Genomic DNA, 14,689 nt, shown 5'->3' on the forward strand with positions numbered 1-14,689 from the left:
TAAATTTTTATCATTTAAATTTAGTAAGGACCGAAGCATTCAAAGCTCACTAATACTCTTCCTTTACAGCATTCCGGTAAGGCATAATAATCAGCACATGATCTGGTTTCACCCGGTCCGTAGGGTCCGGCAGGACAATTCTCAAAACAGGTATTCACATCTCCTCCACTGATTGATTTCAGGTTTTGACGTTTTAATTTCTTTAAATTTTTCATGGTTATTTCGTTATTAGTTAATACGATAAATGTAATATTTTTAATTAATTACACCAAATATATCTCTAAAAAAGGAAATATATTTTATTATGTTAAAAGCTTGGCTGTTTCAAAATAAGTTGTACATTTGTTCTGTTACGATGAATTTATTAAGAAACATATCTGATATTTCTGCCCTGAGATTACCTATTTCAGGCATATCTTCCGTTTCTACATTCACAACTACAACAACTACCCCATAACGGGGTAAATTTTCACATATTATTTCCGGTACCTGTACTCTTTTTTTAAAGAGTAGCTATTTCTTTTTATCCAACTTCAAAAAAATAATTGATGAAAGTTTTAAAATTCGGCGGAACATCAGTCGCCCACGCCCAGAATATCCTACTGGTGGAAAAAATCATAAAAAAAGAATCTTTAAAAAGTAAAGTTGTTGTCATTGTATCAGCCCTTCACGGTGTTACCGACCAGCTGATCAAAGCAGCAGAATATGCCTCCGTAAAAGATGAAAATTATAATCAGATTGTTCAAAACCTTGAAGAAAAACATCTCGCTTTGGTTAAAGAACTGTTCCCAATTGCAGAACAAAGTTCATGGCTAAGTTTTGTAAAAAAACATTTCAATGACATTGAAGACCTCTGCAACGGAATCGCTGTACTTGGTGAATTGACAGATAGAATAAAAGATAAAATTGCTTCTTACGGAGAATTTCTGTCTTCAAAAATTATTGCAGCAAAACTTCATCATGAAGGTTTAGACTGTGCATGGATGAATACTGCAGATCTGATCAGAACAGACAGCAATTTCACCAATGCAAAAGTAGATTTCGCCGCTACCGAAAAGAATATTATCCATTTTATGAATGAAAATCAGAACCGTATTATCGTAGGCCCCGGTTTTGTAGCCCATGACAAAAAAAATAATGCAACAACATTAGGAAGAGGCGGCTCAGATTATACCGCTTCTATTATTGCAGCTTCTGTGCATGCAGAAGAGCTACAGATCTGGACCGATGTAAGTGGGATGATGACTGCCGATCCACGTCTGGCCTCCAATGCCAAACCTATTTCAGAAATTTCTTATCATGAAGCCATGGAACTTTCTCATTTTGGGGCAAAAGTACTTTATCCGCCTTCTATTCAGCCTGTAATGATAAACAATATAAACCTGATCATCAAGAATACTTTTGATCCTGAAGCACAGGGAACTTTAATTTCTCATCAACTGAAATCTTCAGACAATGAAAAACAGATTGCAGTAGGAATTTCAAATATGAACAATATTGCTCTGCTTACCTTAGAAGGAAGCGGTATGGTAGGAATTCCGGGTATTTCAGCAAAACTTTTCCAGTGTTTAAGTCATGAAAAAATAAATGTAATCCTTATCACACAAGGGTCTTCAGAACATTCTATCACCATAGCTATTGAAGAAAAAGAAGCTTTACGTGCGGAATACGCAATCAATTCTTCTTTCGCTGATGATATCAATCTTAAAAGGGTCTGTGCCGTAAAAATCGAAACAGGACTTTCCATTGTAGCGCTTGTAGGAGAAAACATGAAAAGCAGAAGCGGTGTCAGTGCAAAAATGTTCGGATGCCTGGGAAATAATGGTATCAATATAAGAGCCATTGCGCAGGGATCTTCAGAAAGAAATATCAGTATTGTTATTTCAGAAAAAGACAGTAAAAAAGCAGTGAATGTACTTCACGAAGAATTTTTTGAATCTGAAATAAAACAAATCCACCTCTACATCTGTGGAACTGGAAATGTAGGTTCAAAACTGATTCAGCAGATTTATGACCAAAACGAATATTTAAAAGAAAATTTTTTGATCAACTTGAGAATCGCAGGGGTTTCCAATAGCCGTTATATGCTGTTTTCAGATCAGGGAATACCAAGGGAAAATTACCTTAACTGGAATCAGCAGGGTGAAAAGGCCTCTGCCCAGGAATTTGCTGATGAAATTATCCACAGAAACCTTAGAAATTCCATTTTCGTTGATGTAACGGCAAGTCCTGATGTTCCTGAAGTGTATGAAGGGCTATTGAAAAGAAGTGTGAATATCGTTGCGTGTAATAAGATTGCAGCTTCTTCAGATTTTAAAAAGTATAAAACCTTAAAGAATACGGCGAGAAACCATAGCTGCAATTTCTATTTTGAAACCAATGTAGGAGCCGGTCTTCCCGTGATAGGAACTATTAACGACCTCATCAAAAGCGGTGATAAAATCCAATCCATCCAGGCCGTTTTAAGTGGAACATTGAATTTTGTCTTTAATGAGTATGATGGCAGCAGAACATTCTCTGAAGTAGTAGCTCAGGCCCAGAAAGAAGGATATACGGAACCGGATCCAAGACTCGATTTGTCCGGAACTGATGTAGCAAGAAAAATTTTAATTCTGGCAAGAGAAGCCGGATATCCCCTTCAGTTTGAAGAAATTGAAAACATAGGTTTTCTGCCTGAAGAATGCATGCAGGAAAGTGTTGACAGTTTTTATGAAAAACTGACAGTGTATGAAGATCATTTTAAGAACTTATTTAACGAAGCTGAAAACGAAGGCAAAATATTAAAATACGTTGCAAAATTTGAAGAGGGAAAAGCAAAAGTAGGTTTACAGCATATCGCTCCGGACAGTGATCTGTTTCACCTGTATGGCAAAGACAATATTGTCATTTTTAAAACCCTCAGATATTCCGAACAGCCATTGGTAGTGAAAGGTGCCGGTGCCGGAGCTGATGTTACGGCAAGTGGAGTTTTTGCAGATATTATTCGCTCTATTTAAAAATACAATTATGAAAAATGTAAAATTAAAAGTTCCTGCTACGGTAGCCAATCTGGTTTGCGGATTTGATATTTTAGGAATGGCAGTTCATGATCCATACGATGAGATGGAATTCCGATTACTGGAAACTCCCGAAATTATTATAAAACATACAGATTCTTACGGGCTTCCAGAAGAAGCTTCTAAAAATGTTGCGGGTTTTGTTCTATTAAAAATTCAGGAATATTTCAATCTGAAAAACGGATTTGAAGTCATTATCCATAAACATATAAAACCAGGAAGCGGGCTCGGCTCCAGCGCGGCAAGTGCCGCCGGAGCCGCCTTTGGAGCCAATATTTTATTAGGAAATAAGCTTTCTAAAGAGGAAATGGTTTATTTTGCCATGTTTGGAGAAGAACTGGCTTCAGGAGTACGCCATGCAGATAATATCGCACCGTGCATCTATGGCGGAATTACCCTGGTAAAATCTACCAATCCTATTGATATTATTCCTTTAAATAGTCCTGATTTATTTGTAACAGCTGTACATCCGCAGGTGGAAGTCAAAACTTCAGATGCCAGACAGATTTTAAAGAAAAATATCACCTTAAAAAGTGCTGTAGAACAGTGGGGAAATATAGCAGGTCTGGTAGCAGGAATTCAGAAAAATGATTTTCCGCTGATTGGAAGGAGTCTTAACGATGTCATTGTAGAACCTGTCCGCAGTATTTTGATTCCGAAATTTGATGAAATTAAAACAAAAAGTCTGCAATCAGGTGCATTGGGAGGTGGAATTTCCGGTTCAGGACCTTCTATTTTCATGCTGTCCGAACAGAAAGAAACCGCAGAAAAAATTGCTCAAATGATGCAATCAGTATATGATAAAATTGAAATAGAAAGCCTTGTCTATGTCTCAAAAATAAATCCGGCAGGCATTCAGATCATCGGGGAAGCTTAATCATAAAAAAACAAAAATGAAATATTATAATTTAAAGGATCATCAGGAAAAAATTGATTTTAGAGGGGCAACCATAAAAGGTCAGGGAAAAGAAAAAGGATTGTTTTTCCCTGAGAACATTCCTCAGTTTGATGAAGAATTTATTCAAAATCTTGATCAATATTCTAATGAAGAGATTGCATACCAATGCATGAAAGATTTTGTCGGAGATGAAATTCCATCAGAAATTCTCAAAGAAATTGTAGCCGAAACCGTCAGCTTTGAAATTCCGTTAGTTAAGATTAATGAGCAGATATCAATTTTGGAGTTATTTCATGGTCCTACGCTGGCCTTTAAAGATATCGGAGCCCGATTCATGAGCCGTTGTCTGTCTTATTTCCTGAAAGACGAGCAGAAAAAAGTCACTGTTCTGGTAGCTACATCAGGAGATACAGGAGGTGCTGTTGCCCATGGATTTTATAAAATCCCACAGATTGATGTAGTTATTTTGTATCCTAAGAACAGGGTAAGCCCGGTTCAGGAAAAGCAGTTGACTGCATTAGGAGAAAATATTTCAGCGTTGGAAGTCAACGGCAGTTTTGATGACTGTCAGAATCTTGTAAAACAGGCTTTTTCGGATGAAGAAATCAACAGCCAGTTGTTTCTGACGTCTGCTAATTCTATCAACGTGGCAAGATGGCTTCCCCAGCAAATTTATTATTTAATAGCATTGAAACAATGGATGCCGTATCATAAAGAGCAACCCGTAATCTGTGTTCCAAGCGGAAATTTCGGAAATATTTGTGCCGGACTGCTGGCTCATTTCAGAGGTTTGCCTGCCAGCCATTTTATTGCTGCCTGTAATGCCAATCATGTAATTCCAGATTATTTTAAAACTAAAAACTATCAGCCGCAAAAAGCCATTGCTACTTTATCCAATGCCATGGATGTAGGAAATCCAAGCAATTTTGTGAGAATCCTGGAACTTTTCGGGCATCAGTTTGAAACATTGAAAAATAAAATATCAGCGTATTCCATTGATGATGATCAAACAATGAGCACCATCACGGAAATCTATGAGAAATACGGATATATGCTGGAACCTCACAGTGCTGTCGCATTTGCTGCAATGGAACAATATCTGCAGGAAAACCCAGGACAAAAAGGATTTATTCTGGGTACTGCACATCCGGTAAAGTTCCCTGATGCTGTGGAAAAAGCTATTCATACCCAGATTGAAATTCCTGAATCATTAAATGAACTTATGAAAAAGGAGAAAAAAACTGTAGAAATAAATTCAGATTTTGAAGAATTAAGACGATTTTTGTTTCATAAAATCTGAAGCAATGAGCAAAATATATCTTGAAGATGTACAAATATATGCGTACCATGGTGTACTTCCTGAGGAAAATATCATCGGAACATATTATATTCTGAATGCAGAACTTCATACCGACCTGTGGAAAGCAGCTGCATCCGATGATTTGCATGACACCATAAGCTATGCGGATATCAACGATATTCTCCATAAGGAAATGAAAATAAAATCCAAGTTACTGGAACATGTAGCCGGCAGAATCATCACAAAAATTCACGACAGCTTTCCACAGATTGATTATATTAAATTAAAAATCACGAAAACAGCTCCGCCGATGCAGGGAGAAATGAAGGGTGCCAGCATTGAGCTTGAAAAAAGCTTTAAACCGGAAAATTAAAATTCTTATTTTCGTTCATTAAAAAAGATACACATTGAAATTCGTTAAAATATTATTTTTAGCCGCAGGGATCAGCGTTTTTGGTCAGACCAACGTTGATAATCAGCTGGCAGCTTATAACTTTCCGAAGATCAGATCAAGTATTACCATGCCTGTGACAATTCCTCTTTCGGAGCTGAGCAATATGATCAATGCTTCTGTGAAAGATCTGGTGTACCAGGATGATTCTTATACGGATAATAATAATGATCAGTTCAAAGTAAAGGTTTGGAAGACCAGACCTATTCGTCTTGTAGGCGGAACCAGCCAGAATTTACTGATTGAAGTTCCATTAAAAATATGGGCAGAAAAAGGAATTGGTACTTTGGGAGTATACACGTATCAGAATACCACTTTTGAAACGGTAATGTCATTCAACACAACAGTTACTTTTAAAAATAACTGGACCATTATTACCAATACCAGGCCCAATGGTTTCAGGTGGGTAACAAAACCGGTACTTGATTATGGAAGAATACAGATTCCCATTACTTCGATCGTTGAAAAAAGCTTAAAAGAGCAGCAGGAAAAATTCTGCAAAACCATAGACCAGCAAATGGCTACGCAGCTGAATTTCCAGCAATACGCCTTAATGGCGTGGAATACTTTTCTGCAGCCTTTCAATATCTCCGATGAATACAACACCTGGCTGAAAGTAAGCCCGGTGGGAGTCAATATAACGCCTTTTAAATTTTACGGAAACCAGATCAATGCAACGCTTGGTGTTGATATTTATTCCGAAACTTTTACGGGAAATAAACCTTCAGCATCTTTACCGGTAACCAGCGTTGCTAATTTTAACTCCACCCCTACTGTTGCAGATCGGTTTATTTTACAGACTACAGCCAATATTCCCTTTACAGAAGCAAGCAGTATGGCAAGAAAAACTTTTTTAAACAAGGAGTTTGATGTGCGGGACTCTAAAGTGAAAGTAACCGATATCAGAGTATATGGAGTTGATGACAGAGTGGTCATTGAAGCACAAACCGATGGCTATATAAAAGGAACATCCATTATTTCAGGAATTCCTGTGTATGATGAAACAAAAAGAAAAATTGTTTTATCGGAAACCAAATTCAAACTGAAAACCACCAACATCCTGCAAAAAACAGCTTCGCTCCTATTCCAGGGGAAAATTGTAAAAATGATTGAAGAGGAATATGGCATTCCTACCCAGGAACTGGAAGAAACGTCAAGAAAGAGCATTGAAGAAGCCTTTAACAAAGAATATTATAAAGGGTTAAAGATGAACGGAAAAGTTTTCAATCTTAAGCCCAGCAAGATTCTACTCAGCAATACGGGAATTACAGCTGTGATTGATACGAATGCTTCGCTGAAACTACTTGTCAACGGATTTTAAAAAATTTCAATAAAAACTAACATAAAAACTAATAATCTTACACATGAAAAGAATTCTAAATGTTGTTGAATATAATAAAGCCTCATCAGGGGTTAGACTTGCTAATAATTTCCTTGATCTTATAATACTATATATTATTAATTATCTCCTCTCTATTGTTTCTAATTTTCTTTATGAAGTAACTTCAATTGAGTTTTTCTACTTCTATAGTAATGGAAATATATTATGGCAGCTCTTTATTGGAAATTTCAATTATTGCCTTTATTACTTTTTGATGGAAAACTATTTAGACGGAAGAACCGTTGCAAAGTATATTACAGGCACTAAAGTAATCAGTACAGATGGCACAAAACCAACCACCCAGCAAATTATTTACAGAAGTCTTACCAGAATTGTTCCTTTTGATGGGCTGTCATTTCTTGGAGTAAACGGCTGGCATGACAAGTGGAGTGAAACAAGGGTTATTAACATCAAAAATTATCAGACTGAAATTCAAGTAAAAAGCGAAATTGAAGACCTTGGAAAGAAAGAAATTGCTTAAAAACTTTTGTTCATAAAGAAATTTTGCTATATTTGCACACCTCAAAAATGGTAAAAATGGTACTTTGGCCGAGCGGCTAGGCAGTGGTCTGCAACACCATCTACAGCGGTTCGAATCCGCTAGGTACCTCAAAAAAACCTCTAATTAAATTAGAGGTTTTTTTATTTTTACAGCTTAAATTTTTTCAGATATTCCATTCATTTATTAACAATATACTTATGAAAAAAACAGTCACCTTTTTTATCGTTTCATTTGTATTTGCCCTTTTAAATGGTTATTTTTTTAATTATATTAATGATGCATATTTACATTTTGATGTAAATTACAATAAGTCTCAAAATATCTCAAAAAATGAATTAAACTTCATTGCAATTTTCATTGCTCCTTTTCTGGAGACTTTTCTATTTCAGTATCTTCCCTATTTCATCTTAAGTAAATGGATAAAGCTCAACAATAAAGTATTTTGTATAATCATTATGAGTATCATTTTCGCATCAATGCATTATTATAATTGGCTATATATTGTTATGACATTTTTTGGAGGCATTATTTTAAATAACCTTTATATTTATTACATCCATCACGTCTATAGATATAGTTTATTTTAACCGTACTTTTCCATTCATTATTCAATCTTTATGGTTTATTATTTATCATGTAACCTTTCTTTTTAAGATACAAAACAAGCTCCTCCAGATCAAAGAAGAGCTTGGTAAATAATGCAAAAAGTAATGATGGATAGAAAATTATCTTAAATCAAAGATAGAGGATTAATCAATTCAGGTTTTATGAGCAGCGTCATATTAAGGCAAAAAAAATCCCCGGAAATTCCGAGGATAAAAACTAATAACCATGAAAACTCAAATTAAACATGAGTTACATTTCTATATTGAAAAATCGTGCCAAGAATATTAATTTTGAGAAAAAAAGTTTATTTATTCTTGCTGCACCATTTTTATCAATTCAGCATTTTAAATCGATTTTACTGATACTTTAAAAACCACTTCATAATTATCTATAATTAATTCAGATAAATATAATGCTCCGGCAAAAGTATTAAAAAAAAAATAATTTACATTTTAATAATATAAAATTTACATTCATGACATAAAAAAATTAGAGTGAACCGATTGGACATAAAAAAAATTTAAGTACCAAATTGGCACACTTTATTCTCTCCTCATATTAATCCATTAATATTTTAAAATTATGTCACAAAAAATTTTTAATAAAAAAGATTTCACAAAGATTAATGAAAAAGAATACCAGCTGGAATATACTATAAGTGAAATAGGTGAAGGATCTAATCTTATCGTAGAAAGGTTGACCGACAAAGGAAACTATGAAATAATTCAGGCCCCTTTACAAAAATCAAATGACAAGATATATATTATCTGGGATAATCCGTTTGACGGCAGAATCCTTTTTGATGTATAATACACGCATAGGTTTCCATACAAAAAGCCCCCAGAAATGGAGGCCTCAAAAAACACAAATGATGAAAAAAAATTTTATATCAGAGATAAAAATTATTTATCTTTTAATTCTAAATCAAAGATATATCAGTCTTTTTTTTTATTTTATGAGTACAATCATAAAATTATTACTTCTTTTCAATAAAAGCTTTTCTAATTACCATCATTATTTCTCAAAAAAAGACAATAATAAAAAATTGTTGTCATAAATTATTATTCGGATTATTTATATTAAATATCATTCAAGAAATAATTCAGCATCCATAATTGCACAATATAAGAAAAAAATACTAGATAAGTGATGACCCGGGTTATGATTTTCATATTTACTATTTTATAACTTCGTATCATTAATTCTACATCTCGTGATAAATTTTTCTATACTTATAGCCAATTATAATAATGGAAAGTATTTTAAGGAATGCTATCAATCATTAATCAACCAAACCTACGAAAACTGGGAGGTGATTATTATTGATGATGCCTCTACAGATAATTCAGTAGAGGTCATACAATCATTGATTAAAGAAGATTCACGTTTTACCCTTTACCATCATTCAGTTAATAAAGGTTGTGGCTTTACCAAAGCTGCCTGTATGAAATATGCCCAGGGAGATTTATGCGCTTTTTTGGATCCCGATGATGCCTTGTATCCGCAGGCGCTGGAAAAAATGGTCCAAGGATTCATGAACAGGGATAATCTTGCAGCCGCTTATTCTCAGATGATTCTTTGTAATGAAAAACTGATCCCTGAAAAAATATATGCCGGTACCAAGCAGATTTATAATAATCGGTATTTCTTCAACTATCCCATTCAGTTTGCACATTTTTTCACTTTTAAAAGAGAAGCGTACCTAAGAACAACAGGAATTAATCCCTATCTGAAAAATGCAGTAGACCAGGATCTTTATCTAAAAATCCTGGAACAGGGAGAAGTGAAATATATCAGAGAACCCCTTTATTATTACAGGCTCCATTCTAATGGAATTTCTCAGGATAAGGCAAAACAAAGTTCAAAAGAGTCATTTGCCAGAGTAATACATGATACCATGAAAAGGCGGGGAATTAAAAGCATCAACCATAAAGTTGTTCCCGAGTTTTTTACCAGTTCACATGAAATTTTTGAACTTCTCAATTATCAGACGAACAAAATGCACCGGCTGATCAGTAAGATAAAACTTACTTTAGGCAATATATAAAAAGACTCCTTACTCCAAAGAGTCTTTTTTGGTGATTATGAATGAATATTTACAGAAAAATATCAGGTTTTGAACAATTTTTATACACAAAATCATACAACCGGTATAAAAAGAAACGGCCTCCATTAGGAGGCCTAAAAAACACAAATGATGAAAAAAATCTATTTAGAAAAATCCAAACAGAATATTGTAAAATCATTCAACACTTCTATGATTATATTTCTGATGTAGAAAAATATAATACAATATATGATTGAAGAATGAATACTTTCTATAAGAAACCAGCGGCATTCTGAAGAAAAAAAATATAGTTTACACCATTAAGACAAATGGTTAAAAAAATATTCACTTCTGAATGGGTAAATGTAGCTAAATATTTTTTTGTTCACAAGGCTTATTCTTCCCAAATGACCGGAATATACACGGTAATGTATCCATCGGAATCTACCTGTGCATCCGAAACCGTAGCAACTACCGTTCCATAACCAACCCATCCTCCCTGTCCCTGCATTGCAGAAAAAGTGTAGGTTCCTGCCGGAAGACCATTATAATATTGAGGAACAGACTGAAATCCGCCACTATAATAAGTATCATACACTTCTCCTGTAGTCATATTTTCAGCAATGAAACTTCCTACATCATAATTTCCTGAAAGAATTTTTGCTCCACTCTTTGAAAGAAGACCATACCGAACTTTATAAGTATCCGCTTTTGGTGCTTTATCAGATATTTCTGAACACCCTTTAGGGACTTCTCCTGTTTCCGCGGAGGAAAACGATGTTGTAACAGCAAACAACCCAATAATTGCTGATACTGTAAAAATTGATTTTTTCATATTAAAAAGTAATTTGATATTCAAAAATACTCAACTTATATGAATTTAATGAAAACTATCAATGAATTAAAATTTACAAATATGCTTGAAACCCTGCATCAACAATATAAAATCAATCAATATTCAAAATTATTTCCCTTTTATATTGTTAACTTTAACATTCGTTAACTAAAATTTGGCTTCATAATTGAAAATAAAACTAAAATTAAAGTCTTGTTGACTTTACCTTATTAAAATTTGAATTATGAGAAAGATAATAATAGCAGGTTTTTTATCCGTCTTCCTAATGACGGCCTGCAAGAAAGATGACAGAACTGCTGAGAAATCTCTGGAAGAACAGAAACTTGAATTTCAGGCAAAACAACTTGAAATAGAAAAGCAAAAACTGGCCATTGAAAAAGAAAAGCTTGTATATGAAGCCCAGAAAAAAGCAGACAGTATATCAGAAAACAAAAAAGCAAAAGCTGCTTCTGAAAATAATTCAAGACCACAGGTGATCAGAGAAACCAGAACAGTATATAGAGACAGAAGCTCAAACTCAGGTTCTGGAGGAGCCAGCAACGGAAGTTATGCCAATAACGGAAGCGGTACTTCACAGGGAACGACTCAGAAAAAAGGTTGGAGTAAAGCGGCCAAAGGAACCGTCATTGGTACTGTAGGTGGTGCGGCTGCCGGAGCCCTTATTGCTAAGAAAAACAGAGGACTGGGAGCTGTTATTGGTGGTGTTGTAGGAGGTGCAACCGGTTATACAATTGGTAGATCACAAGATAGAAAAGATGGAAGGGTGCAGCCCCGTTAATAAATATTTTCACCATAAAATATAAAGATTGCTTATTTTTAAGCAATCTTTTTTTATGATATTGATTCTGTTTTCTTCAATTTTCATTATTCCTGTCTTAATAGGCTGGGGAAAAATCATGGAACATGTTTGGGGAATTTTATTTCATGGAATCTCCTGGAAAATACTGTCCGGAATTATAGGAATAAGCCTGGCATGGACTGTTATTTCCTTTTTTACACCTTTGAATCTATATGTAGAAACAGCTTCTATACTCCCGGGATTATTCTTTTTCTTTAAAAATAAACTTTATCTTCAGTTTGATCATTTTTCAAAAAAAGATTTTATATTAATTGGTTTTGCAACTCTGTTTATTATATTCGCAGGGTCTTTTTATCCTTATATATTAGATCATTTCGGGTATTATATTCCTACTCTTCAGTGGCTTACAGAATATGGTCTTATAAAAGGAATTTCCAATGTAGATCTTACATTGGGCCAGATGTCTGTATGGCATATTTTTCAGGCCGGATTTTCAAACTTTTCAGATCCGTTTTTAAGGATAAACACAGTGCTGCTGATCATTTATATATTTTACATTGTTGAAAGAAAAAACTGGATACATCTTTGTTTCCTTCCCGTATTGCTGTTATTTTCTCAATCTCCAAGCCCTGACCTTCCTGTCATTATTTTTTCACTCATTATTTTAAATGAAATGATAACAGGAAACAGAAATATCAATCTTCTTTTTGCATTTTCAGCCTTTGTTTTTGCGATAAAACCCACAATGATTTGGGTGCCCATACTGGTTTTCTTAAGCTCTGTTTTTATTTTTAAAAGTACTTTGAAACACCTTCTTTTAGGATCGTCAATTCTCTTTTTATTTTTCATCAAAAATATCTGGACATTCGGATATCCTGTCTTTCCGGTAGCCATGGGTGATTTTGGTTTATCATGGAAACCGAATCCTGAAGTTTTAAAAATCTCGTCACAATTTGCAGTCATGAAAACATATGACATGCAATATTCTTATGAAGAAATTCAAAAGTTTTCAACAGCTGATTATATTAGAAACTGGCTTTCCCTCGAAGGAATTAAATCAAAAATTAATATTCTTTTTATACTAAGCTTAGCTGTGTTTACGGTATTTGCCTGGATAAAAAAAAGAAAACTCATCACATTTATTTGTATTTCAATATTGATAAAAAGCATTTTGGTTCTTGCTTTCTCAGCCCAGTACCGGTTTTTTATAGATGTTTTTTTTGTTATATTCTTTGTTCTGTTTCATGAATATTTTGATCAAAAAAAATCTATCCTTGCCTTTTCAATTCTCAGTTTATTTTTCATTTCAATATTATCTTTTCCGGGAATCATTCAAAAATATATTCCCAGTTTCCGTGTGGGAAGTTTTATGACCGGATTTGAAAAGGAACAGTTTTACAGACCTTCAGCCTACAAATATCAGCAGTTTAATACATTTAAAATCGGGAATTTTCAATTTAATGTGTCCCACCATTACCCTTATAGCTTTGACACCCCTATCCCGGCTGTTACCCCTGATTATCTTTTTGACGATCTAAAAGCAGGTATTTTTCCACAGCTTTCAGACAAAAATAATATCAAAAAAGGATTTGTCTGGAAAAAAATGACTTCAGAAGAAAAAAAGGAAGCCCAAAAGGTTATCAATAATATCAAAAACACTGATAAATAGAACAAATCCAGAAACTTTATTATCTGAAGAAAAAAAGGTAATTTTGTAGTATGTTCAATACATTAGGTAATCTTCTTAGTCTTACAACATTTGGAGAAAGTCACGGAGTGGCTTATGGCGGTATCATCACTAATTTTCCGGCGGGTTTAACGGTAGATCTCGATAAAGTTCAATATGAACTGAACCGAAGAAAACCCGGCCAGTCAGCAATCGTTACTCAAAGAAAAGAAAGTGACACAGTAAAGTTTCTTTCAGGAATCTTTGATGGCAAAACTACGGGTACCCCAATAGGCTTTATCATTGAAAACGAAAATCAGAAGTCAAAAGATTATGATCATATTGCAGGAGCCTATCGTCCAAGTCATGCTGATTTCACGTATGACCAGAAATTTGGTTTCAGAGACCATCGTGGCGGCGGAAAATCTTCTGCAAGAGAAACAATGAACTGGGTGGTTGCCGGAGCACTTGCCAAGCAGCTTCTACCAGACATTGAGATCAACGCGTACGTTTCTTCCGTAGGTGATATTTTCTGTGAAAAACCATATCAGGATTTAGATTTTTCCAAAACAGAAAGCAATGATGTTCGTTGTCCGGATGCGGAAACGGCAGAAAAGATGATTTCAAGGATCAAAGAGATCAAAAAAGAAGGTAATACAATCGGAGGAACGATCACCTGTGTGATAAAAAATGTTCCTGTGGGAATAGGTGAACCTATATTTTCAAAACTTCAGGCCGAACTGGCAAAAGCAATGCTGAATATCAATGCCTGCAAAGGTTTTGAGTATGGAAGCGGTTTCTGCGGCGCCAAAATGACAGGAAAAGAGCATAATGATGCTTTCAATACAGATTTCACTACAAAATCTAACCTTTCAGGAGGGATTCAGGGAGGGATTTCCAATGGAATGGATATCTATTTCCGTGTAGCTTTCAAGCCTGTGGCAACTATTCTGAGACCCCAGGACAGTATTGATAAGGATGGAAATCCTGTTATCGTAGAAGGAAAAGGACGTCACGACCCTTGTGTGGTTCCAAGAGCGGTTCCCGTAGTGGAAGGCCTTGCTGCATTTGTACTGGCAGACCTGTTTTTGATCAACAAAACAAGAAATATCAATAACTTTTAATAA

At 34.7% G+C, this 14,689-nt stretch carries 14 protein-coding genes and 1 tRNA gene; 13 read left to right on the plus strand and 2 right to left on the minus strand.

What is annotated here, in order from left to right; all coding sequences use genetic code 11:
• Positions 1-20 precede the first annotated feature (20 nt).
• Positions 21-215: a bacteriocin-like protein gene (locus ACP3T3_RS10940; RefSeq protein WP_426479891.1), complete on the minus strand. Its 195-nt coding sequence runs from the start codon at positions 213-215 to the stop codon at positions 21-23.
• Positions 216-548: 333 nt separating this feature from the next.
• Here ACP3T3_RS10940 and thrA point away from each other — a divergent pair, with 333 nt between their 5' ends.
• From thrA to ACP3T3_RS10990, 10 genes are all read left to right on the plus strand, one after another.
• The gene (thrA, locus tag ACP3T3_RS10945) at positions 549-2,996 is read left to right on the plus strand and encodes a bifunctional aspartate kinase/homoserine dehydrogenase I (RefSeq protein ID WP_426479892.1); all 2,448 of its coding nucleotides are present in this window, start codon (positions 549-551) and stop codon (positions 2,994-2,996) included.
• Between the two features lie 10 nt (positions 2,997-3,006).
• On the plus strand, positions 3,007-3,933 hold the full coding sequence (locus ACP3T3_RS10950; RefSeq protein ID WP_426479893.1) for a homoserine kinase: 927 nt from the start codon (positions 3,007-3,009) through the stop codon (positions 3,931-3,933).
• A gap of 16 nt (positions 3,934-3,949) precedes the next feature.
• On the plus strand, positions 3,950-5,254 hold the full coding sequence (gene thrC / locus ACP3T3_RS10955) for a threonine synthase (protein ID WP_426479894.1): 1,305 nt from the start codon (positions 3,950-3,952) through the stop codon (positions 5,252-5,254).
• Between the two features lie 4 nt (positions 5,255-5,258).
• Positions 5,259-5,627 (plus strand): dihydroneopterin aldolase, encoded by a 369-nt coding sequence (gene folB, locus ACP3T3_RS10960; protein ID WP_426479895.1) that lies wholly within the window; start codon positions 5,259-5,261, stop codon positions 5,625-5,627.
• A gap of 34 nt (positions 5,628-5,661) precedes the next feature.
• The gene (locus tag ACP3T3_RS10965; RefSeq protein WP_426479896.1) at positions 5,662-7,026 is read left to right on the plus strand and encodes a DUF4403 family protein; all 1,365 of its coding nucleotides are present in this window, start codon (positions 5,662-5,664) and stop codon (positions 7,024-7,026) included.
• Positions 7,027-7,069: 43 nt separating this feature from the next.
• A complete protein-coding gene (locus tag ACP3T3_RS10970; RefSeq protein WP_426479897.1) occupies positions 7,070-7,567 on the plus strand; it encodes an RDD family protein in 498 nt (165 codons plus the stop codon).
• 58 nt (positions 7,568-7,625) lie between these two features.
• Positions 7,626-7,696: transfer RNA gene (locus ACP3T3_RS10975), tRNA-Cys, on the plus strand.
• An 89-nt stretch (positions 7,697-7,785) separates the two neighbouring features.
• The gene (locus tag ACP3T3_RS10980; RefSeq protein WP_426479898.1) at positions 7,786-8,175 is read left to right on the plus strand and encodes a CPBP family glutamic-type intramembrane protease; all 390 of its coding nucleotides are present in this window, start codon (positions 7,786-7,788) and stop codon (positions 8,173-8,175) included.
• 601 nt (positions 8,176-8,776) lie between these two features.
• Entirely contained in the window at positions 8,777-9,004 is a 228-nt protein-coding gene (locus ACP3T3_RS10985; RefSeq protein WP_426479899.1) for a glutathione synthase, read from the plus strand.
• 403 nt (positions 9,005-9,407) lie between these two features.
• The gene (locus tag ACP3T3_RS10990; RefSeq protein ID WP_426479900.1) at positions 9,408-10,241 is read left to right on the plus strand and encodes a glycosyltransferase family 2 protein; all 834 of its coding nucleotides are present in this window, start codon (positions 9,408-9,410) and stop codon (positions 10,239-10,241) included.
• Positions 10,242-10,635: 394 nt separating this feature from the next.
• On the opposite strand, the gene ACP3T3_RS10995 is transcribed toward ACP3T3_RS10990, so the two are convergent.
• Positions 10,636-11,076 (minus strand): hypothetical protein, encoded by a 441-nt coding sequence (locus ACP3T3_RS10995; protein WP_426479901.1) that lies wholly within the window; start codon positions 11,074-11,076, stop codon positions 10,636-10,638.
• Between the two features lie 244 nt (positions 11,077-11,320).
• Here ACP3T3_RS10995 and ACP3T3_RS11000 point away from each other — a divergent pair, with 244 nt between their 5' ends.
• From ACP3T3_RS11000 to aroC, 3 genes are all read left to right on the plus strand, one after another.
• The gene (locus ACP3T3_RS11000) at positions 11,321-11,875 is read left to right on the plus strand and encodes a YMGG-like glycine zipper-containing protein (RefSeq protein ID WP_426479902.1); all 555 of its coding nucleotides are present in this window, start codon (positions 11,321-11,323) and stop codon (positions 11,873-11,875) included.
• 118 nt (positions 11,876-11,993) lie between these two features.
• Positions 11,994-13,565: an LIC_10190 family membrane protein gene (locus ACP3T3_RS11005; RefSeq protein WP_426479903.1), complete on the plus strand. Its 1,572-nt coding sequence runs from the start codon at positions 11,994-11,996 to the stop codon at positions 13,563-13,565.
• 50 nt (positions 13,566-13,615) lie between these two features.
• The gene (gene aroC, locus ACP3T3_RS11010; protein WP_426479904.1) at positions 13,616-14,686 is read left to right on the plus strand and encodes a chorismate synthase; all 1,071 of its coding nucleotides are present in this window, start codon (positions 13,616-13,618) and stop codon (positions 14,684-14,686) included.
• Positions 14,687-14,689 lie beyond the last annotated feature (3 nt).

The sequence above is a fragment of the Chryseobacterium sp. CBSDS_008 genome (assembly GCF_049959325.1).
GTDB lineage: Bacteria > Bacteroidota > Bacteroidia > Flavobacteriales > Weeksellaceae > Chryseobacterium.

Coding starts and splice junctions, on each gene's coding strand:
- ACP3T3_RS10940 (WP_426479891.1), bottom strand. CDS start 215: ATGAAAAATTTAAAGAAATTAAAACGTCAAAACCTGAAATCAATCAGT.
- thrA (WP_426479892.1), top strand. CDS start 549: ATGAAAGTTTTAAAATTCGGCGGAACATCAGTCGCCCACGCCCAGAAT.
- ACP3T3_RS10950 (WP_426479893.1), top strand. CDS start 3,007: ATGAAAAATGTAAAATTAAAAGTTCCTGCTACGGTAGCCAATCTGGTT.
- thrC (WP_426479894.1), top strand. CDS start 3,950: ATGAAATATTATAATTTAAAGGATCATCAGGAAAAAATTGATTTTAGA.
- folB (WP_426479895.1), top strand. CDS start 5,259: ATGAGCAAAATATATCTTGAAGATGTACAAATATATGCGTACCATGGT.
- ACP3T3_RS10970 (WP_426479897.1), top strand. CDS start 7,070: ATGAAAAGAATTCTAAATGTTGTTGAATATAATAAAGCCTCATCAGGG.
- ACP3T3_RS10980 (WP_426479898.1), top strand. CDS start 7,786: ATGAAAAAAACAGTCACCTTTTTTATCGTTTCATTTGTATTTGCCCTT.
- ACP3T3_RS10985 (WP_426479899.1), top strand. CDS start 8,777: ATGTCACAAAAAATTTTTAATAAAAAAGATTTCACAAAGATTAATGAA.
- ACP3T3_RS10995 (WP_426479901.1), bottom strand. CDS start 11,076: ATGAAAAAATCAATTTTTACAGTATCAGCAATTATTGGGTTGTTTGCT.
- ACP3T3_RS11000 (WP_426479902.1), top strand. CDS start 11,321: ATGAGAAAGATAATAATAGCAGGTTTTTTATCCGTCTTCCTAATGACG.
- ACP3T3_RS11005 (WP_426479903.1), top strand. CDS start 11,994: ATGGAACATGTTTGGGGAATTTTATTTCATGGAATCTCCTGGAAAATA.
- aroC (WP_426479904.1), top strand. CDS start 13,616: ATGTTCAATACATTAGGTAATCTTCTTAGTCTTACAACATTTGGAGAA.